The sequence below is a fragment of the Thiorhodococcus mannitoliphagus genome (assembly GCF_010915725.1).
GTDB classification, from domain to species: domain Bacteria; phylum Pseudomonadota; class Gammaproteobacteria; order Chromatiales; family Chromatiaceae; genus Thiorhodococcus; species Thiorhodococcus mannitoliphagus.
In genome coordinates, this window is record NZ_JAAIJR010000022.1 from 1 (window position 1) to 19,520 (window position 19,520).

A 19,520-nucleotide genomic window follows, 5' to 3' on the forward strand; every position below is an offset into this window, starting at 1 on the left:
AGCGCAGTTCCACTTTGCCCAAATGGGATATCCTCATCCGACCAAACTGCGGGTAAGTTCTTTCGCGTAAATCGCCTAAGAAGGATCGGGCGGGCGGCTGGTGCTTGGCGGCTGGATATCGGCTGGATCGGTCTGGCCGGTCAGGTCCGCGATGCCCCCTGTTTCCTGATGGATGGCCTCGTCGGCCTCTTGGGTCATGACGATGATGCTGATGCGGCGGTTCACCGGGTTGTTCGGCTGATTTCGGTCGAATGGGGCCGTGGATGCGAGGCCAACGACACGGCCGATCTTGTCTGCCTGCATGCCACCCTCGATCAGGGCACGGCGGGCTGCATTGGCGCGCTCGGTCGAGAGTTCCCAGTTGCTGTAGTTGAAGCCGGCCAAGGGCTTGGCGTCGGTGTGTCCGGTGATGCTGAGGCGGTTCGGCACCTGATTGATCAATGCGCCCAGCTCGTGCAGGATGTCTGCCGTGTAGGGCTTCAGCTGTGAGCTGCCGAGGCCGAACATCGAGCGGTTCTCCTTGTCGACGATCTGGATGCGCAGGCCCTCCGGCGTGATGTCGATCAACAGCTGCTCTTTATAGGGCGCGAAGGTTTCGCTGCGGTCGAGCGCGCGATTGAGGAGATCGGCGAGCCTTTGCAGGCGCGCGGCGTCCTGCTCATGACTGCTGTCGTCGATCTGCTCCTCGGCGAGCGGTGTTGGCGCCAACTCATTGCCCATGCCAATGGCGCCCTCGAATTCGATGATCGAGGGCTTGGAGCCGGTTCCCTCTCCCGTCATCTCGGACGGGGCCTGGCTCTGGCCGCTAAAGGCCGATGGGTTCTGAAAGTATTCCGAGATGGCTGCGCGCTGCTCCTCCGTGGTGGCGCCGAGGATCCACAACAGCAGGAAGAAGGCCATCATTGCGGTGGCGAAATCGGCGAAGGCGATCTTCCAAGCGCCGCCGTGATGGCCGCCGTGTTTCACCACACGCTTGATGACAATGGGCTGTTTGGATTCGTCGAGTGACACGATTCGTCCCCCTCAGCGCGTCCCGCGCAGGTGCGCGTCAAACTCGACGAAGCTGGGTCGAATCTCCGGCGGCATGGCCTTGCGGCCGAACTCGACGGCGATCTGCGGGCTGTAGCCCTGGACGTTCGCCAGAATGCAGGCTTTCAGACAGGACAGAAAGCGCGTCTCTTCCGCCGCCAGGCGGGCGAGCACGGTGGCGATGGGGCTAGCGAAACCGTAGGCAATGAGAATGCCGCTGAAGGTGCCGACCAAGGCGGCAGCTACCAGACCGCCGATCTCGTCGATGGGGCCGCCCAAGGCGGCCATGGTGTGCACGATGCCAAGGACGGCGGCCACGATACCAAAGGCGGGCAGTGCGTCCGAGACCCGCTGTATGGCGTGCGAGGCCTCTTCGGCGTCCTCGTGGTGGGCGGAGAGTTCGACTTCCATGAGGTTGTCCAGCTCAAAGGGGTTCATGTTGCCGCTGATCACCAGGCGCATGTAATCGCTGATGAACGCGGTGGCATGGTGATCCGCCAAGGTGAGTGGATACTTTGCGAAGAGGGCACTGTTCTCGGGCTCCTCGATATCGGACTCGACGCCAATGAGACCCTCCTTGCGCGTCTTGTTGAAGAGTTCGTACATGAAGGCGAGCGCGTCGAGATAGTGGGCCTTCTTGTACCTGGTGCCGATGAAAATGGCCGGGATGCTCTTGAAGATCCGCAGCACCAAGCTCATCGGATTGGCCATGATGAAGGCGCCGCCAGCGGCGCCGAGTATGATCATCAGCTCGTAGGGTTGCCACAAAGAGATCAGGTGTCCGCCTTGGAAGGCGAAGCCACCAAGCACTCCGACCAGCACGATGACCGAGCCAATGATCAGATTCACGTGATCGGCTCCCGTTCACGGGGTTGATTCGGTTGCGATCAGAGATGCTCCGACGAGCGGCCTGTAGCGCGCCTCGCGTGCATCCCGATCACGTCTGATAATAACGGGAAAGGACGCAGGGCGTGGGATCTCGCATCAAAGTCGCGACCCGTGTCATGAAATCGATTCACCCAGGAGGCACCGGAAGATGGCAGCGCGCTGGTTTGCCAACCTAACGACCAATGCCAGGCCTGATGAGCTTCCGCTCCTATCGCAAACCTCCGCTGCGCTCGCCGAGGTGCTTCGGGACGAGCTGGCGCCGCTGCGACGCATCACGGGGGTCGTTCTGCGTGACCCGGCGCTGGCGCTGCGCGTGCTCCAGCGCGCGAATGCCGTTCCGCGCCGACATCCCAGCTTCCAGCTCAGGTCGCTGGAGGAGGCGGCCCAGATGCTTGGCACACGGACGCTGGCGCGACTGGCAGGGGAGGCCGCCTCGGAGCGCAGTCTCGGCGATAGGCCGCGGATCCAGGCCTATCGGCAGACCGCGGGTCGCGCCGTCCTGTCTGCGTTGCTGGCGCTGGATTGGGCAGAGCTGGACCGCGATCGCTTCCCAGCCGAGATCAGTCTCGCAGCGCTCTTGCACAATCTGGGTGAGCGCTACCTGATCGCGCACGGCGATGCCAGGATGCAGCGTTATCTCGACATGGTCGGGCGCTGCAATGCCTACCCGCACGAGGTTGAGTACGTCACGCTCGGCGAGAGTTTGGAGACCATTGGCTACCGCCTGGCCGGACTTTGGGAGCTTCCTCTGCTGATTCGGGAGGCGATGCGTGCGCGCAATGCCCAGCACCCGCGGACGCTGTGCGTGATGTTGGCTACTCAGATTGCGAGATATGCCTGCGCTGGATGGCCGCATCCCATGCAGGGACAGGATCTCCGTCTCGTCGCTGGGCTCTTGGACCTGGATGTCGCCGCGCTGCGAGCGCGCATCAATCGCGTGCTGGACAACTTTAATGTGGGGGTCGATACCTACGCGCTCGAGCCGCTGCCTCCATTGCCACTGGAGTCCGGCGAAGCCGCGCTGCCATGCGAGGCGCTCTTCTGTCTTGCGCCGCGAGCGGACGACTACGCGCGGGCGGAGCAGGATCTCGAAGGGATCTCGAAGGGCAGGCAGGTTTGTGAGGACCGAACGGCGATCTTCCGGACCATGCTCAGGGGGCTTCATCGCGGGCTCGGTCTGAGCCGAGTCGTCGTTGCCCTCTATGATCCGGAGCGCCACGCCGTGCGGGCCGAGCATCTGATCGGCACGGATTTCGAGCCGGGCTTCAACCGCTTCGTGCTGCCCATGTCGGAAGCTGGGCTCTTCGCTGGACTGGTAGAGAATGCCGGCGGTGTCTGGTTGGGTGACGAACCTTCGGCCGGGCTTGAGATGCCTGAGATGGTTCGGGCGTTGACGGGGGCGGACAGCTTCTTCGCCTGCTCACTGCGGCTGGGTGGTCAGCCCTTGGGACTGGTCTACGCCGACCGCAGGGACGCAAGCTGCGCGCTCGACGCCCGCAGCTTTCAGGGCTTCCTGCGGTTGGTGCGGATGGCTGAGGCGAGCCTCGAGCGTCTGGCTGAGGCGGCGCCAGGTAGCGAGCCAGAACCCGGCTGTTGAGGTGGGCTTCGGCGAGATGCCTCCGCGCCATGCTGCGAGCAAATTCGGCGAATTTACCGCTGGCCGCTAGCGTGTGCTCGAGCGGCGTGACATGGTCTCGAGCGCCTTGCCGACGGCGTCTGCCGCCTCAATCCGCAGGGTTTTGTGCGACTCGTCGTCAAGGTGCGCGGCGAAATCGACCGCGTGGCGAACATACTTGGGCGGCAAGCTGTTCAGCGCGATGCAGGCCAAGTCGTCCGCATAGTCTTGGTCGGCCGCAAGGGCGCCGTCTTCCAAGATCTCTCGGATACACTCCATGACTAGGCGTTCGTAAATGTTTGCGATGCTTGAGAGCATGCGCTCACCTCACAGGTCGTGTCAGCTTCGATTTCGCGCATAATAGCCTGAGATCCCGCGTAGGGCGGAGGTTTTCTCGAGCGTCCCTGACCAAGGGTCGTCTGAGCCTTCACATGGGCGGGCCTCGCGATCGAGCGTCCGCTTGTTCGGCGCGATGGTGAGGCCCTGGGACCGGTTTCGCGGTTTTGAGCTTGGTGATATGCGGGTTAGGATCGAAAGCATGAGGGGTTTGCGTTGGAGTTCCGGTAACGCATGAAAATCGAGGAATGGCGAGATGTGCTTGGCGATAGCCTCGCGGTGAGCTTGGATCTTGCTGCTGCGCCTTGTGATCGACCTGCGACGACGGGGGATGCGGCCGCACACTTGCTGGAAGCGATTGCGGTCCTGGAAGAAGGGCCGCCGGTGCTCGCTAAGGACGAGCCGGCACCGGAGATTCAGCGACTGGAACTCAAGATCGACCTCCTGACGGATCTGGTGTCATCTTTGCTTATAGACAGAATCCCAAGGCCCGTGGAAGTTCTCATCAGCGGTGAGGGCTTGGTCTTGCCGGCGGATGTGCTGGGCGTCGCTTGCGAGCGCATCCAGATCTATCCCAGTCAGTGGCTGGCGCAGCCGCTCGTTTTGGCGCTTGGGCCTGTCGCTCTGAGGGGCGACGCGGCAGGAGCTTCTTGGCGCTCGCCCGACCCTGCGCTGCGCGATGCTCTGGGTCGCTGGGTATTCCGGATGCACCGGCGCGAGGTTGCGCGGCGGCGCATGAGCGGCAGCGGTTGAGCGGTTACCACCCTGATGCGGTGTGTCGCTCGGGACAATGGCTGAGAGTTGACGATTCTATGGGCGTGTGGCGTCGGATTCCTGGGGCTAGAGCCATTGAGGGCTCGGCGCGGCGCATCGCCGAGCGGCTCCGCTTGGGAGTGGCGGACATCTCGCAAGAGGAGCATCCGATCAGGTGATGAGAATAGGTCTCTACGGTCAGGCGTCTGCCAGGCTCGCAACGCGATCTATCCTGGAGTTCCTGGGCTGCGACGTCGTGGAACTGGAGTCACTTGGCAGGATCGCCGCGGAGACTTGCTCCGGAATCTGGATTTGCGAATCCGCGACCCTGATCCCTGATCTTCTCGCGCGCTTGTCCTCGCACGCCAAGCTTCCAGTTGTGTGTCAACCTCTTGACGGTGGGTCCTTGGACCTGAAACGCCGCGCCTTCATCGCCGAGGCGCCGCTGAAGCCCGGCACGGTGCTCCAGATCCTCCAGCGTCTCCAGCTTGGAGTCGAATCAGAGACCGAGTCTGAGATCGACCTGGTCGGCCAGCACCCGGCGATGCGCGGCGTGAAACGTCTGATCGCTCAGGTGGCCAAGACGGAAGCGACGGTGCTCATCCTTGGCGAGACAGGTGCGGGTAAGGAGGTTGTTGCGCGCGCCGTTCACCGCGCATCGAATCGGGCGCGCAAGCCCTTCGTGGCGGTCAACTGCGGGGCTATTCCGGGTGATCTCCTCGAAAGCGAACTCTTCGGGCACGAGAAGGGGGCGTTCACCGGGGCCTTCACGGCGCGAGCCGGCCGTTTCGAGCTGGCCGAGGACGGCGTCCTCTTCCTCGACGAGATCGGCGACATGCCCCTGCCCATGCAGGTCAAGCTCCTGCGCGTGCTCCAGGAGCGCACCTTCGAGCGGGTCGGCTCGAACAAGCCTATCCACACCAATGCCCGCATCATTTCGGCCACCCACCGCAATTTGGAGGAGGCGGTGGACGCGGGCAATTTTCGCCAGGACCTCTTCTTTCGTCTCAACGTCTTCCCGATCGAGCTGCCCTCTCTGCGGGAAAGAGAGAGCGATATTCCGCTCTTGGCCGCGATCCTCGAAGAGCGGCTGCGCGAGCAGGGCGGGCAGCCGGCGCACCTCACGCCTGCCGCCATGGCGCATCTGCAGACCCACCCCTGGCCGGGCAACATCCGTGAGCTAGCCAACCTGCTCGAGCAGCTGTCCATCATGTATCCCGACCAGCTCGTCGATTTGGCGCAGCTCCCGACGCGCTTTCGGCCCGCTGATGTCGAGTCGCTGCCCGTGCTCGAAGGCGATGCGGGGCCCCCGCCATCCGGCATGAGCCTGCCTGGCGTTGGCGACGACATGCTGCCGCCCGAGGGGACGGAGATGCGCGAGTACCTCAACGAGGTAGAGCGCAAGATGATCATCTCCGCACTCGAGCAGAACGACTATGTCGTCGCGCGAGCCGCTAGGCGGCTCGGCATGCGCCGCACGACGCTGGTCGAGCGGATGCGCAAGTTCGGGCTCGAGCGCGACGCAAGAGATGCCGCGTCGAGTCTTTGACGTTTCTGATGCCGGCCGCCAGCCTGCAGCGGCAGCCAATCAGACATCTAGCTGCTCTTTTCCTCAATCAGCCGCTGCTCCGATGGATGACGGGCGGAGAACCTGAACGCATCTCCAAGACAAAGCCTTGAGCCAGCTGCTGGTGGCCGACAGCGCTTTCTTGGCTGAGGTCTGATCGGGCTAGGGCCCTGCTGTCCTGCGAGCTTCATCACGCTTCTCATCCGCCGACCTCTCGGACGGCATCCAAATTGCCTAGCTAAGTGCATCATTGAGTTGCGCCCGCTGACGATGCCTCAGCCATAAGGTCTCTAGATGGCGCACTCGGGGCCCCCGAGGGGAGCGAGGAGAGGAATCAGATGAGCGAAATGCAGATCCAGAGCGTCTTGCAGCAGATGCGTGCGCTCTCGCAATCGGGTCGCATCGAAGGCTCAGCATCCGCTGGAGAGGTCAAAGAGGCGCGCCAGGCAGATGGGGTCGATTTCGCGTCCAACCTACAGGAGGCCATCCGCGGTGTGAACGAAGTGCAGCAAGAATCCAGCGTGATGCAGACCCAGTTCGAACTCGGCGAAGAGAACGTTAGCCTGCCTCAGGTCATGATCGCCATGAACAAGGCGAGCATCGCCTTCGAGGCCACCAATCAGGTCCGCAATCGTTTGCTGTCGGCCTACCAAGAAGTCATGAGTATGCAGGTGTGATCGCGCCGCGATTACGCTGCTAGCGAAGAGAGACACCCATGGCGACATCCCTCACTGCCACATTGTCGACCGGCGTGAAGACCTTCACGGAGATGTCCGCCGGTCGTCAGCTAGCCTTGATCGGTATGATCGCGGGCGGACTGGTGACGGCTGCCGCCATCCTCTTTTGGGCCTTCAAGCCGACCTATGCTCCCCTGTTCGGTCAGATGGATAGCGCCGAGGCGTCAGAGGTCATGCAGGCCTTGTCACAGATGGCCGTTCCCTACAAGGTCGACAATTTGACAGGTCGGATCGAAATTCCTCAGCAGAAGATCGCCGAGACTCGGCTCTTGCTGGCTGGACAGGGATTGCCGAAGTCGGCTGACATCGGGTTCGAGCTGCTGCAGCAGGACGCGGGCTTCGGCACCAGCAGACTCATTGAAGGGGCGCGCTATCAGCGGGCGCTCGAGGGCGAACTCGGCCGTTCGATCGCGGCGTTGGATCCTGTCGAGAGTGCGCGCGTGCATCTCGCGAAGGCGGAACGCTCGGTCTTCGTGCGTGAGCGCACACCGCCGAGCGCCTCTGTCATCGTGCAGCTCAAGGGCAGTCGCTCTCTCAGCGATGCGCAGGTCGGTGCCATCGTGCATCTGGTCTCCTCAAGCATCCCCGACTTGAGCCCGGATCGGGTCACGGTCGTCGATCAGACCGGCCGGCTGCTTACCCAGGACGACGACGATAAGGCTGGCAACAACCTCAGTCTCGACAGCCTGGACTACATTGCAAGGGTCGAGTCCAGCTATGTCAATCGTGTTCAGTCGCTGCTTGCCCCGATCGTCGGGCGTGACCGGGTTCGCGTGCAGGTTGCAGCGGACCTGGATTTCTCGCGCGTCGAGCGCACCCAGGAGACCTTCGATCCGGATCGCACCGCAGTTCGCTCCGAACAGACCAATGAAGAAGAGCGCATCGGTGCCGATCCGGGGGCGGGCGGCATTCCCGGTGCACTCACCAACCAGCCGCCGCAGGGCGGGGCTGTTGGCGAGCGTACCGAAGCGGCGGGCGCTTCATTGGTGCCAAGCAGTCGCAGCCAGCAGACCACGCGCAATTACGAAGTCGACCGCACAATCGCCCACGTTCAAGAGACGCCTGGCGGTATTCGGCGGTTGACGACCGCCGTGGTGGTGGACTACCAAGATCAGATCAACGACGCCGGCGAGCCGGTGCGCGTGCCTCGTGCCGAGGCGGAGATGGAGACGATCCGCGCCTTGGTGCGTGAGGCGGTTGGCTTCAGCGAGGCACGCGGCGATTCCATCCGGGTCAGCTCGGCATCCTTCGTGCAGGATGCGCTTGACGAGGAGGTTGCACCGGTCTGGACGCAGCCTTGGTTCCTCGAGCTGGCCAAGATACTGGCCGGCTTCACGATGGCCTTGCTGGTGATCTTGCTGGTCGTGCGTCCAGGCATCAGGCAGCTGGCGCCCCAGCCTCCAGAGCCCGAGGAGCAGGCTGCGCTCGAATCCGATGGCGATGAGGAGCAGCTCGCACTCACGGATGAGTCCGGCGGCGCAGCGCATGGCGAGGACGGTGATGATGTCGTCGCCCTCAGTCATCAACCCTCGGCGTTGGGCGCCCTCATGGGGCCCAAGGGTCCGGATCAGCAGCAGATGGATCTGGATGCCGTTCGCGCAATGGTCAAGGAGGATCCCAAGCGGGTCGCTCAGGTCATGAAGTCATGGTTGGCGGAAGATGGCAACTGAAGCAACAGAGAAAAAGTATTCCGGCTCCGAACGCGCGGCGATCTTTATGATGAGCCTGGGTGAGGAGGCTGCGGCCGAGATTCTCCGGCATATGGGTCCAAAGGAGGTCCAGAAGATCGGCACGGCCATGGCCTCCTTGGAGAAGGTCTCGCGCTCTGATATCGATCAGGTTCTACGCGAGTTCTCGGATGTGGTCCAAGATCAGACCTCGCTCGGGATCGGCGCGGACGACTATGTGCGCAACGTGCTGCGCTCGGCACTCGGTGACGACAAGGCCGAGGGACTGATCGACCGCATCCTGATCGGGCGCAACTCCAAGGGTCTGGAGGCCCTGAAGTGGCTGGATCCGCGCGCCGTGGCCGAAATGATTCGCCATGAGCATCCGCAGATCGTCGCGATCGTGCTGTCTCATCTGGATCCTGACCAATCCGCAGAGACCCTGTCGTTTCTGCCGGAGCGTATGCAGTCCGATCTCATCCTGCGCATTGCCACCCTGGACGGCGTGCAGCCGGCCGCGCTGCAGGAGCTGGACGAGATTCTTGAGCGTCAGCTTTCCGGCAAGAACACCGCCAAGTCTTCGATGATCGGCGGTGTGAAGACTGCAGCCAGTATTCTCAACTTCATTGACGCCTCTAGAGAGAGCACCATCATGGACGGTGTGCTGCAGGTCGATGAGGACCTGGGCAGCAGGATTCAGGAGCTGATGTTCGTGTTCGGGAATTTGGTCGATGTCGACGATCGCGGTATCCAGACACTGATGCGCGAGATTTCCACCGAATCTTTGGTCTTGGCGCTCAAGGGCGCCGAGGAAGAACTCAAGGACAAGATCTTTCGCAACATGTCCAAGCGTGCCGCCGAGATGCTGCGCGAAGACCTGGAGACCAAGGGGCCGGTGCGTGTCAGTGATGTCGAGACGGCGCAGAAAGAGATCCTGGCCACGGCTCGGCGTCTCGCCGACAGCGGTGAGATCGTACTCGGCGGCAAGGGTGGGGAGCAGATGCTGTGAGCGGCTTGGCGTCTTCCCAGTCCTCACGGGCGCACGATGTCGAGCGTTGGCTGCCACCGGACGTCGGCCGCGCGACGGGACCCGTAATCAAGCCCCCGACGTCCGAAGAGATCGCCGCGATCGAGGAGGCCGCACGGCTGGCTGGCGCGGAGGCTGGATTTCGTGAAGGTTACAAGACTGGCTACAAAGAGGGTGCCGATAAGGCCGCCGAGGAGGCCCGGGTCGAGCAGGACTCGCGCGCGACACGCGAGCAAGCACAGCGGCAGGAGCAGGATCGGATACTGAGTGAGACTGTCGCTGCGCTCGAAGGCGTCGCGCGCGAGCTGGCGGATCCACTCGCGAGCACAGCGGATGACTTGGAGCCGGAGCTGTTGGCCTTGGTCGAGGCCGTCGCGCGCCAGGTAATCATGGAGGAGCTGCGCATCCGGCCTGAGTTGGTCCAGCAGGTTCTCCATCAGGCGCTGAAGCAGCTGCCCTCGCGGCAGTATGCGCTGAGAGTCCATGTGCATCCCGATCAGCAAGCCATTCTGGAGCGCTATGCCCAGGAGCGCGGCGAGCAGGTCTCCTGGGTGCCGGATCGGGAGATCGAGCCGGGCGGTTGTGTTCTGGAGAGTGGGCCCAGTCGCATCGACGCGAGCCTCGAGGCACGCTTGCGGCAGGGGATCGCGGCCATTTGGGGTGATGTCTCCAAGCCGCGTCAAGAGATTGACGCCGTTGATGTTAGCGCCGAGTTCGAGGCTTCGATGCCTGATGTCGCGATGACCGATCCCGATCCCGATCCCGAGCCCGAGCCTGAGCCTGATCCCGATCCCGATCCCGATCCCGATCTCGGTCCCGGTCCCGGTCCCGGTCCCGGTCCTGAGCCTGAGCCTGAGCCCGAGCCTGACGAGTCTGGCGAGATGGCACTTACGTCGGAGGACGATGCGGAGCAAATGCAATGAGCGAGGTCATCCATGAACTCAAGCAGGAGGGAAGGCGGCAGCTGAGCCTCGGCCTCAAGGATCGGCTGAGTCAATCACGCCAGCGTATCGACGAAGCGCTGGCGCCCCAGCCGGAGGGACGCCTCTCGCGTATGGTCGGTATGACGCTCGAGGCGGAGGGGATTCGCCTGCCCGTTGGCGGGCGTGCGGCCATTCATACCTCCACCGGCAAGCGCCTGGCCGCGGAGGTCGTCGGCTTCAATGGCGAGAAGACCTTTCTCATGCCGGAAGGCCAGCTGGAGGGCCTCATCCCAGGCGCGCGGATCGAGCCACTGGAGCAGGTCCGGCGGATCCAAGTGGGGCCTGAGCTGCTCGGGCGGGTGGTCGATGCGCTCGGTAAACCACTGGACGGCGGCGGGCCGATCCGGGCGTCGGAGGCCGTCTCGATCGAGGGGCGTCCCATCAATCCCTTGACGCGGACACCTGTGACCGAATCACTGGACGTCGGCATTCGGGCTCTGAATGGGCTGCTCTCCGTCGGCCGCGGTCAGCGCATCGGGCTCTTTGCCGGAAGCGGCGTGGGTAAGAGTGTGCTCTTGGGCATGATGACGCGGCATACGGAGGCCGATGTCATCGTGGTCGGGCTCATCGGCGAGCGCGGCCGTGAGGTCAACGAGTTCATCCACGACATCTTGGACGTGGAATCGCGCAGGCGCACCGTGGTCGTGGCGGTTCCAGCGGATCAGTCGCCCTTGCTGCGCCAGCACGGCGCTTGGGTGGCCACCCGAATCGCCGAGTATTTCCGTGACCAGGGGCTGAACGTGCTCTTGCTCATGGATTCCCTGACGCGTTTTGCGCAGGGCGCCCGTGAGATCGCCATGGCGATCGGCGAGCCGCCCGCAACAAAGGGCTACTCCGCCTCGGTGTTCGCGCGTCTGCCGCAGCTGGTGGAGCGTGCTGGCAACGGCGACAAGGGCGGTGGCTCTATAACGGCCTTCTACACGGTGCTGGCGGAGGGGGACGATCAAAACGATCCCATCGTCGACTCGGCGCGTGCCATCCTCGACGGACACGTGGTGCTGTCGCGCGAAATCGCCGAGAGCGGGCGTTATCCGGCCATCGATGTCGGCGCTTCGGTGTCGCGCGTCATGAGCGCCGTGGTGACGTCGGAGCATCAACGCGCCGCGTTTCGTTTTCGTGGCCTCCTGTCGACCTATGCGCGCAATCGTGACCTCATCGCTGTCGGCGCTTACCGCAAAGGCTCGGACCCGGCGCTGGACGAGGCCGTTGCGATGCAGCCACGGCTGGAGGACTACCTGCGGCAGGACCGGCTGGAGGCGGCCGGCTTCGAGCAAGCTCGGCAAGGCTTGTTCGATGTCCTGGGCATCCAGGCTGCTAGCGGACGGAGTGATGCGGCATGAGCGTGCGGCGTTTCCAGCGGCTCCTGAAGATCCGTGAGGCACAAGAGAGCGAGGCGGCGGTGGCGCTTGCCGAGCGGCGCTCCGACCTCAGCAAGGTCGAGCAACAGCGCGACCAGCTCACCGAGTACCAGTCGGTCTACCTCAACGCGCTGGTGCCAAACGACGCGCGCCTGCTCAAGCAGCTGGGGCTCATGCATCAGCAGCTGCGCGAGGCGCTGCAGCAGCAGGAGCTGCGGGTCGCGGCAGCCCAGACGCGGGTCGATCAGGCGCGCGACGTCTGGCTGGACCGGCATCAGGAGACGCTGTCGCTGGAGAAGCTGATCGAGCGGCGAAAGCGCGTCGACGCCATCGAAGAGAATCGCAAGCAGCAGAGCGCCCTGGATATGTGGGCAACGCTCAGGGCATTCAAAAAGGACCAAGGACTGGGCTTCTCGGGATCGGACGACTGAGGATCAAGACGATGCAATCGGGCAATGTTCAAACTGGGGCAGTGGGTCTCTTCGCCCAGCTGCTCAATGTCGGCCTGGTGGAGGAGGGAGCACTAGACTCCGGCTCGCAGTCCGACTTCATTGATGCCATGGGCAATCAGATCCGCGGGCTCTTGGCGGAGAATGGCGTGGATTCGGACGCGCTGGAGTCGGTCGATAACCAGGCGTTGGTTGCGCACTTCCTCTCCGCCATGCAGGGACAGACTGCTTTGGATTCGGTTGACGCCGAGAGTGCTCAGGGCCGGGCCTTGGCCTCGTTGGATCGCTTGCTGTCTGGGCTCGAGGCGGGGCAGTTGGACGGCGCGCAAGCGGATGCGGAGCATGATGCGGATTCGTCCGTTGCGGGAATCGATCGTCTCGAAGCGATCGAGGCACTACCGGCGTTCGTGCTCGAGCAGTTGGCGCAATCGGCCGCGCTCGGGGGCGCGGCGCCTGGCCAGGTGCAAGTTGCCGAGGGCGCTCTGTCCTCGCTATCTGGGCAGGCGAGCATGCTCGGCCAGGTCGCCCTGAGCACAGTCCTGGGCTCAGAGGCCGATTCCTCGCAGATCGCCAGCAGAGCGGCTCAAGTGGATCCTAGCGTCCTTGAGGCGGGCTTGGCCGAGTTGATGTCGCGGTTCGGACGACCGAATGCCGAGTCCGGGACTCTTGGACTGAAGGGGGCGGCAGCCGCTGACCTTGCCGGCATGTCTGACACGGAGTTGTCCGAGTTCGTCGAAGCGCTGCAAGCGCAGCTTGGCAGCGTTGCGGTGGATCGAACAGCGAGTTCGATCATGAAGGGTCTTGATGCCTCGCTTGCGCAAGGCGCAGGATCGGCGCAAGGTGATGGGGAGATCCCAGATTCCATTGCCGCGCTCATGGGGCGCAGCTATGCACGGGACGCTCAGTTCGATGCAGTTGGAACGGAGAAGGCGGCCGACGATCAAGTCGATGCAGAGGGTTTTTTGTCGGGTCTGAAGGTCAATGAGACACAGGCGGGTCCGCAGCGTGCTCAGATCTTCGATCTCTCCAAGTTGCTGCAGCCGGGGGGCGAGGGGCGTCTCGCCGAGCAGGTCAAATGGTCCATCCAAGCGGGACTCGACTCTGTCGAAATGAAGCTCCATCCCCCGAGCCTAGGCACCTTGGACGTGCGTGTGACCATGGATGGGGACAAGGCGAGCGTGCAGTTCCTCACCCCGCATCCGATTGTCAAGGAAGTGCTCGAGGCGGCGATGCCGCGCCTGCGGGATGCCTTGGCGCAGGACGGCGTCGCGCTGGTCGATGTCAGCGTCTCCGAGCATCGCGCGGGAGGGCGCGACGAATCCGCAGAGCGCCATCCAGGTACGCAGGAGGATCATCAGGGGCTTGACGCCGTCATCGAAGACGCTGATGAGGCGTTGGGCACGGCAGTCGGAGCCCTCTCGAGACGCATGAGTCAGCACGACTATTTTGTGTGACCCAAGATGGAGCTGGCTGGACAAGGGCGGTTTTGGGGCTCGGGCCTCTTAGATCCGTGATCGCCGAGGCACGACTCCCGGGCGCGTCAAGGCTGTTGTCCCAACCGAGTGTCATTCCCGCCGCTGTGTCTCCAGGTACCGGATGTCAGGGTGGCTGCCAAGCGCTTGTCAGATTGCATTGGTCCCTGATTTGCTGGATTCTGAGTTGACGTCCCTATTCCACGAGTGAGTCATGGCCGATAAGAAGAAAGACGAGTCTGTCGAAGTCAAGAGCAGCGGTAAGCTGAAATGGATTATCCTGATCCTGATCGTCCTGCTGCTGCTCGCGGCAGGCGGTGGTGCCGCTTATTATTTTTTGATCTATCAGTCCGACGACCAAGCCGAAGAGGCGGGCGACGGATCCGAGGGGGCGGCCGCGCAACGCGCCGAGGCGATCGAGCAGGCGCCCCTGATCTACCACCAGCTAGAGGGCTTCACCGTCAATATCACGGCGCCTGGCCCCGCCCGTTTCCTGCGCGTCAAGATGACCGTCGTCACGCGGGATGAAGCTGTTGTGGCCGCGCTCGACAAGCATACGCCGATGATCCGCAATGACCTCTTGTCCTTGCTCGCGAGTCAGGAATTCGCCACTGTCAACACCCCGGAAGGCAAGGACGCGCTGCGCGAAGCGCTGAAGCAATCACTGATCAGTATTCTCACCAAGGCTGGCGAGCCCGCTGGTGTCGACGAAGTGCTCTTCACCGATTTCGTCATGCAATAGGCGCTTCGATGTCTCAACAGACAGATATCCTCAGCCAGGATGAGATCGACGCGCTGCTGCATGGCGTCGATAACGGTGGTGTCGATACTGATTCGGACCCTAGTCCGAGTGACGGCGATATCACGTCTTACGATTTCGCCACCCAGGACCGCATCGTTCGCGGGCGCATGCCAACGCTCGACATGATCAACGAGCGTTTCGCCCGCTATCTGAGAGTCCACCTCTTCAATCTCCTTCGGCGCGCCTCGGAGATCTCGGTGATCGGCGCTCGGGTGACCAAGTTCTCTGAATATCTCCATTCGCTCTACGTGCCGACCAGTCTGAACCTAGTGCGGGTCTTTCCGCTGCATGGCACCGCGCTCTTCGTCTTCGACCCAAAGCTGGTCTTCGGTTTGGTCGACAACTTCTTCGGCGGCGATGGTCGCTACTATTCCCGCATTGAGGGCCGCGACTTCACGCCCATGGAACTGCGCGTCATCCAGAACCTTCTGGATACCGCCTTCGAGGACATGCAGAAGGCCTGGGAGCCGGTCATGCATTTGGAGTTCGAGTTCATCAACGCCGAGGTCAATCCGCAATTCGCCAATATCGTGAGTCCGACCGAGATCGTCGTGATCAACGACTTCCACATCGAACTGGAAGGTGGCGGCGGCAACCTGCACGTCACCTTTCCCTACTCGATGATCGAGCCAATCCGTGAGCAGCTGGACACCGGACTGCAGTCGGACCGTTCAAGCGCGGATAGGCGCTGGCAGATCGCAATGGAGCAGGAGATCCCGCTGGCCGAGGTCGAGATCTTCTCGAATCTCACGGAGGCAACCCTGTCCGTGCAGCAGTTGCTGGACATAAAGGCGGGCGACATCATTCCCATCAACTTGCCGGATACCGTTATTCTCAATGTCGAGGACATCCCGCTGTTCCGGGGTAAGTTCGGTGCGGCCAAAGGGGTCAACGCCATCAAGATCCTAGAGCGGCTCGGCAACTAGATGCCGTCCGATAGCAGAAACGAGGAACCAAATCGTGGCCGATGATCCGAACGAAGACATCGCTGACGCCTGGGCGGCCGCACTTGAAGAGCAGAAGGAGACCGAAACCGAGCCGGCCGCTGCAGCTGCGCCGGCCGGCGCCAATGGCAGCGCGAAGGCGGCGGGCGCTGGACAGGATCAAGCGGTGCCCCTGAGCCCGGAGGAGTTCTCGGGCGCCGGCTCGCCGGCTGCGTCAGAGGTCAATCTGGATCTGGTGCTGGACGTTCCCGTCACCATCGCCATGGAGATCGGGCGCACCCGGATTCCCATCCGCAATCTGCTGCAGCTCAATCAGGGCTCGGTCGTGGAGTTGGACCGCCTAGCCGGCGAGCCGCTGGATGTCCTGGTGAACGGAACCCTGATCGCGCACGGCGAGGTCGTGGTGGTCAACGAGAAGTTCGGAATCCGTTTTACGGACGTCATCAGCCCCAGCGAGCGGGTTCGCAAGCTCAGGTGATCTTGGTGCGCCGCCCAGGTCGTCATGCGCTGAGCGCGGCCCTTGCGGGACTTTGGGCAGTGACGGGGCCGGTCTGGGCAGCCTCCGCCGGGCAATCGGGGCATGTGTCTGCCGGCTATTTGGCGCAATTGCTGGGCGGGCTGGTGCTGGTCGTCTTCCTCATCGTCTTTTTTGCCTGGATGTTGCGCAGGATGCCCGGTCTGCAGGGGCAGGGACCTTCCTTGATTCAAGTGCTGGCCGTGCGCAACCTGGGGACCCGTGAGCGTCTGCTGCTGATTCAAGTCGGCGAGGAGCAGGTCCTCATCGGTGTCACGCCGAGCGGTATGCACCGCCTGCACACGCTCGCCACGCCGCTGGAGGTGGCGCCGGACGAGCTACCCACTGCGGACTTCGCGGGCTTGCTGAACCGCATGAAGGCGCGCGGTGGACGCTCATGAGCCGGCCCATCCGGTGCTTCGGCGTTTTGGTCATGCTGATGATCCCAGCCATTGCCTGGGGGCAGATCGGCGGCTTGGATGCCGTGACGGTCACCACGCAGCCGGATGGCGGTCAGGTCTACTCGGTCAAACTTCAAATCCTGCTGTTGATGACGCTGCTGACGCTGCTGCCGTCGGCACTCATCATGATGACCTCCTTCACGCGGATCATCATCGTGCTAGGTATCTTGCGGCAAGGACTGGGCACGTCGCAGACACCGTCCAATCAGATCCTCTTGGGGCTCGCCCTGTTTTTGACGCTTTTCGTCATGGCGCCGGTCTTCGAGGAAATCTACGACACCGCAGTGCAGCCCTACATGCAGGAGAAGCTCGGGACCGAGGAGGCGCTGAGCAAGGCCGTCAAGCCGTTGCGGACCTTCATGCTGGCGCAGACGCGCGAGTCCGACCTGGCGATGTTTGCCGAGATCCGCGGACTCGACGGCTTCGACTCACCTGAGGATATTCCTCTCAGTCTGCTGCTGCCGTCCTTCGTGATCAGCGAACTCAAGACGGCGTTCCAGATCGGCTTCCTCATCCTCCTTCCCTTTCTCATCATCGACCTGGTGGTCGCCAGCGTCTTAATGTCGATGGGCATGATGATGCTGTCGCCGCTCATCATTTCGCTGCCGTTCAAGCTGATGCTCTTCGTCCTGGTCGACGGCTGGTCGCTGCTGATGGGAACCTTGGCACAGAGCTTCTATACCTGAGGAGAACGACGATGACACCCGAAATGGTGGTGGAGATTGGTAAGCAGGCCGGCGAGGTCATGATCTTGCTGGCGGCGCCACCCCTGCTCACCGGGCTCATCGTGGGTCTTGTGATCAGCCTGCTGCAGGCCGCGACCCAGATCCAGGAGATGACCCTGACCTTCATCCCCAAGCTGGTCGCCGTGGGGGGGGTGCTGATCATCGCCGGACACTGGATGCTCAGCCTGATCATCGACTATGTCACCCGGCTCTACGAGAGCATTCCTGGCTTGATTGGGTAGCTTAGGCCCAAGGTTTGCAGGGCTGGTTGCATGAGTTTCGCGGCCGAGGACATCTTCGCTTGGGTGAGTTCCTTCATCTGGCCCTTCGTGCGCATCAGCGCGCTGCTGCTGGTCGCGCCTATCTTCGGCGCCCGCAACGTCAATGTGCGTGCCCGGCTTTCCTTAGGTTTTCTGCTCGCGCTCGTCGTTGCGCCGCAGCTGACCGAGACGGCTCGGATCGATCCCCTGAGCGTGGGCGGCCTGGTGGTCGCCATCCACCAGGTCATCATCGGGATTGCGATGGGCTTCGTGATGCAGATGGTCTTCTCGGCGCTGACGCAGGCGGGGGAGAGTATCGCGCTCTCCATGGGCCTGGGCTTCGCCTCCACCATGGATCCGGTCGGCGGTGTTCAGGTGCCGATGGTGTCGCAGTACTACATGATTCTCGCAACCCTCCTCTTTCTGGCGCTCAACGGCCACCTCGTTCTCATCGAGTTGCTGCTGCGCAGCTTCGAGACCTTGCCGATCACGCCCGAGGGGCTGACCACGGAGAATCTCTGGGCGATCCTGGGATTCGGCAGTACCATGTATGCGGCAGCCGTGCTCATCGCCTTGCCGGCCATCGCGTCTTTGCTGCTGGTCAATCTCTCCATGGGCGTCATCACGCGCGCCGCGCCTCAGCTCAACATCTTCGCCGTGGGTTTCCCCCTGACTCTGCTCGCCGGATTCATCATCGTCCTCCTGACCATGCCCAGCCTGCCGGCAAGAATCGGTGAGCTGCTCATGTCGGCCTTTTCGCTCATTCAGCAGCTGACGAGGGCATGACATGGCCGAGAATGAGAATGGCCAGGAACGCTCCGAGCAACCGACCGCCAAGCGCATTCGCGAGGCGCGCGAGAAAGGGCAGGTCGCGCGCTCGCGCGAATTCAACACCTTTGCGATGCTCATGGCGGGCGGCAGCTTCTTGCTCTTGGCCGGGGGCAGCCTCGCGGGCAAGCTTAGCGCCCTCGTGATCGATGCCTGGACGCTAGAGCGCGGCCTGATCTTCGACACCAACCTGCTCGTGCCTCACCTGCAAGACTTGTTTGGGCGCGCCTTCTTCATCCTCGTACCCTTGTTCATCGTGCTCACGGCCGTCGCCATGCTGGCACCCATCATGATTGGCGGGGCGAACTTCGCGACCAAGGCATTCATGCCCAAGTTCTCCAAGCTGAACCCCATCAGCGGCATCAAGCGGGTCTTCTCCGTGCAGGGCCTGATGGAGCTTGCGAAGGGGCTCGGCAAATTCTTCTTGGTCGGGACCGTCGCCGGACTGGCGATCAGCACCATTTGGGGCAGCCTCATCAGCCTGGGCGAGCAGCCGGTGGAGAGTGCCATCTTGCAGACTGCGCACATGGCCTCCTGGATCTTCTTGATCGCGAGTTCGGCCTTGCTCGTGGTGGCGATGATGGATGTGCCCTTCCAGCTGTGGAATCACCAGAAGCAGCTGAAGATGACCCTTCAGGAGATCAAGGACGAGTTCAAGGAGACCGAGGGCAAGCCGGAGGTCAAGGGGCGTATCCGGCAGATGCAGCACGAGATGGCGCGCCGCCGCATGATGTCGGAGGTCCCCAAGGCGGATGTGGTCATCACCAATCCGACCCACTACGCCGTGGCGATCCGCTATGAGGCGGCCACCATGCGCGCCCCCAAGCTACTGGCCAAGGGGTCGGATGAGGTCGCCGCGGCGATTCGCGAGCTTGCCCAGGAGCACGAGATCACCCTGGTCGAGGCTCCGCGGGTGGCGCGCGCCATCTATTTTACGACCGAGCTGGAGCAGGAGATCCCCGGCGGACTCTTCGTCGCGGTGGCGCGGATCCTGGCCTACGTCTATCAGCTCAAGCGCCATGATCCGGACGCCGAGATCTCAAGCGAGCTGCCGGTGCCCGAAGAGTATCTGGATCCGCGCAGCGCGCGGCGGGCGCGGAGGTAG

21 protein-coding genes are annotated in these 19,520 nt (G+C 62.9%); 18 read left to right on the forward strand and 3 right to left on the reverse strand.

Features of this window, described 5'->3' with window-relative positions:
- Nucleotides 1–75 precede the first annotated feature (75 nt).
- Together motB and motA are read right to left on the reverse strand one after the other, a co-directional pair.
- Nucleotides 76–1,011: a flagellar motor protein MotB gene (gene motB, locus G3480_RS07230; protein WP_164653162.1), complete on the reverse strand. Its 936-nt coding sequence runs from the start codon at nucleotides 1,009–1,011 to the stop codon at nucleotides 76–78.
- Nucleotides 1,012–1,023: 12 nt separating this feature from the next.
- The gene (gene motA, locus G3480_RS07235) at nucleotides 1,024–1,878 is read right to left on the reverse strand and encodes a flagellar motor stator protein MotA (protein ID WP_164653163.1); all 855 of its coding nucleotides are present in this window, start codon (nucleotides 1,876–1,878) and stop codon (nucleotides 1,024–1,026) included.
- Between the two features lie 187 nt (nucleotides 1,879–2,065).
- On the opposite strand from motA, the gene G3480_RS07240 reads away from it, so the two are divergent.
- A complete protein-coding gene (locus tag G3480_RS07240; protein WP_164653164.1) occupies nucleotides 2,066–3,514 on the forward strand; it encodes an HDOD domain-containing protein in 1,449 nt (482 codons plus the stop codon).
- Between the two features lie 66 nt (nucleotides 3,515–3,580).
- On the opposite strand, the gene G3480_RS07245 is transcribed toward G3480_RS07240, so the two are convergent.
- A complete protein-coding gene (locus G3480_RS07245) occupies nucleotides 3,581–3,850 on the reverse strand; it encodes a late competence development ComFB family protein (RefSeq protein ID WP_164653166.1) in 270 nt (89 codons plus the stop codon).
- Between the two features lie 252 nt (nucleotides 3,851–4,102).
- Here G3480_RS07245 and G3480_RS07250 point away from each other — a divergent pair, with 252 nt between their 5' ends.
- The 17 genes from G3480_RS07250 to flhB all read left to right on the forward strand — a co-directional run bounded on the left by G3480_RS07250 (nucleotide 4,103) and on the right by flhB (nucleotide 19,520).
- Complete coding sequence (locus G3480_RS07250; RefSeq protein ID WP_164653168.1) at nucleotides 4,103–4,621, forward strand: PilZ domain-containing protein; 519 nt, start codon at nucleotides 4,103–4,105, stop codon at nucleotides 4,619–4,621.
- A gap of 178 nt (nucleotides 4,622–4,799) precedes the next feature.
- Complete coding sequence (locus tag G3480_RS07255) at nucleotides 4,800–6,170, forward strand: sigma-54 interaction domain-containing protein (RefSeq protein ID WP_164653243.1); 1,371 nt, start codon at nucleotides 4,800–4,802, stop codon at nucleotides 6,168–6,170.
- 356 nt (nucleotides 6,171–6,526) lie between these two features.
- On the forward strand, nucleotides 6,527–6,865 hold the full coding sequence (gene fliE, locus G3480_RS07260) for a flagellar hook-basal body complex protein FliE (protein WP_164653170.1): 339 nt from the start codon (nucleotides 6,527–6,529) through the stop codon (nucleotides 6,863–6,865).
- Between the two features lie 38 nt (nucleotides 6,866–6,903).
- A complete protein-coding gene (gene fliF, locus G3480_RS07265; protein WP_164653172.1) occupies nucleotides 6,904–8,595 on the forward strand; it encodes a flagellar basal-body MS-ring/collar protein FliF in 1,692 nt (563 codons plus the stop codon).
- Nucleotides 8,585–9,601: a flagellar motor switch protein FliG gene (gene fliG, locus G3480_RS07270; protein WP_164653173.1), complete on the forward strand. Its 1,017-nt coding sequence runs from the start codon at nucleotides 8,585–8,587 to the stop codon at nucleotides 9,599–9,601. The genes fliF and fliG overlap by 11 nt, the downstream gene beginning before the upstream one ends.
- Nucleotides 9,598–10,542, forward strand: coding sequence for a FliH/SctL family protein (locus tag G3480_RS07275; RefSeq protein ID WP_338114086.1), 945 nt, complete (start codon nucleotides 9,598–9,600; stop codon nucleotides 10,540–10,542). The genes fliG and G3480_RS07275 overlap by 4 nt, the downstream gene beginning before the upstream one ends.
- The gene (gene fliI, locus G3480_RS07280) at nucleotides 10,539–11,942 is read left to right on the forward strand and encodes a flagellar protein export ATPase FliI (protein ID WP_164653175.1); all 1,404 of its coding nucleotides are present in this window, start codon (nucleotides 10,539–10,541) and stop codon (nucleotides 11,940–11,942) included. The genes G3480_RS07275 and fliI overlap by 4 nt, the downstream gene beginning before the upstream one ends.
- The gene (gene fliJ / locus G3480_RS07285) at nucleotides 11,939–12,391 is read left to right on the forward strand and encodes a flagellar export protein FliJ (RefSeq protein WP_164653177.1); all 453 of its coding nucleotides are present in this window, start codon (nucleotides 11,939–11,941) and stop codon (nucleotides 12,389–12,391) included. The genes fliI and fliJ overlap by 4 nt, the downstream gene beginning before the upstream one ends.
- A gap of 11 nt (nucleotides 12,392–12,402) precedes the next feature.
- Entirely contained in the window at nucleotides 12,403–13,863 is a 1,461-nt protein-coding gene (locus G3480_RS07290) for a flagellar hook-length control protein FliK (RefSeq protein ID WP_164653179.1), read from the forward strand.
- A gap of 232 nt (nucleotides 13,864–14,095) precedes the next feature.
- Nucleotides 14,096–14,623: a flagellar basal body-associated FliL family protein gene (locus G3480_RS07295; RefSeq protein ID WP_164653181.1), complete on the forward strand. Its 528-nt coding sequence runs from the start codon at nucleotides 14,096–14,098 to the stop codon at nucleotides 14,621–14,623.
- A gap of 8 nt (nucleotides 14,624–14,631) precedes the next feature.
- A complete protein-coding gene (gene fliM / locus G3480_RS07300; RefSeq protein ID WP_164653183.1) occupies nucleotides 14,632–15,609 on the forward strand; it encodes a flagellar motor switch protein FliM in 978 nt (325 codons plus the stop codon).
- A gap of 10 nt (nucleotides 15,610–15,619) precedes the next feature.
- On the forward strand, nucleotides 15,620–16,105 hold the full coding sequence (gene fliN / locus G3480_RS07305) for a flagellar motor switch protein FliN (protein ID WP_164653245.1): 486 nt from the start codon (nucleotides 15,620–15,622) through the stop codon (nucleotides 16,103–16,105).
- Between the two features lie 5 nt (nucleotides 16,106–16,110).
- On the forward strand, nucleotides 16,111–16,542 hold the full coding sequence (gene fliO, locus G3480_RS07310; RefSeq protein WP_338114087.1) for a flagellar biosynthetic protein FliO: 432 nt from the start codon (nucleotides 16,111–16,113) through the stop codon (nucleotides 16,540–16,542).
- A 32-nt stretch (nucleotides 16,543–16,574) separates the two neighbouring features.
- The gene (fliP, locus tag G3480_RS07315) at nucleotides 16,575–17,288 is read left to right on the forward strand and encodes a flagellar type III secretion system pore protein FliP (RefSeq protein ID WP_420824610.1); all 714 of its coding nucleotides are present in this window, start codon (nucleotides 16,575–16,577) and stop codon (nucleotides 17,286–17,288) included.
- Between the two features lie 11 nt (nucleotides 17,289–17,299).
- Nucleotides 17,300–17,569, forward strand: a complete 270-nt coding sequence (fliQ, locus tag G3480_RS07320) for a flagellar biosynthesis protein FliQ (protein ID WP_164653187.1) — start codon at nucleotides 17,300–17,302, stop codon at nucleotides 17,567–17,569.
- Nucleotides 17,570–17,599: 30 nt separating this feature from the next.
- On the forward strand, nucleotides 17,600–18,373 hold the full coding sequence (fliR, locus tag G3480_RS07325; RefSeq protein WP_164653188.1) for a flagellar biosynthetic protein FliR: 774 nt from the start codon (nucleotides 17,600–17,602) through the stop codon (nucleotides 18,371–18,373).
- A gap of 1 nt (nucleotide 18,374) precedes the next feature.
- Nucleotides 18,375–19,520: a flagellar biosynthesis protein FlhB gene (flhB, locus tag G3480_RS07330; protein WP_164653190.1), complete on the forward strand. Its 1,146-nt coding sequence runs from the start codon at nucleotides 18,375–18,377 to the stop codon at nucleotides 19,518–19,520.